1 protein-coding gene is annotated in these 400 nt (G+C 55.2%); it reads left to right on the top strand.

The window, feature by feature from the left end; translation table 11 throughout:
• The coding region (locus AC1RPT_RS07590; protein ID WP_481762954.1) for a hypothetical protein at positions 1 to 400 on the top strand (400 nt) is incomplete at both ends.

The raw sequence follows: 400 nt of genomic DNA, 5'->3' as shown, positions 1-400 counted from the left end.
AGGCAACGCGCTACATCGGACGCTACAACCCAGAAGCAGAAGACAAGAAAAAGCGCAATCTTGCGGCTTACGACATGCGCACTCTTCTCGCGATTCAGGCACGGCTCGCTGCCGTCACATTCAAACCCACGAACGACAAGAAGTTCCCGGCAAATGCCGCTGATCGCGCAGAAGGCGTAAAGGGTAGCATGCGTCTCCCGGCCAACAAAACCTTCAAGCTGGTGCTTCGCGCCAACAAGAAGAAAGACACTGGCGCACTTGCGGTGCGCGTCGTGTCCGTTTCGCAAGATGTGAAGCTGAAGTCCGGTGTGGTAAAGAGTGTTGAACTCACGAAGCTTGATCCGGTTGCACGTATGTTCAAGCGTGCCGCACGCTTCCTGCCTGCTGCATTCCAGAATGT

This window comes from Dellaglioa sp. CoH-56-MRSF-11 (assembly GCF_056782135.1).
The sequence above is the reverse complement of the archived record's forward strand: the minus strand, read 5'-3'. Positions and strand labels throughout refer to the sequence as shown.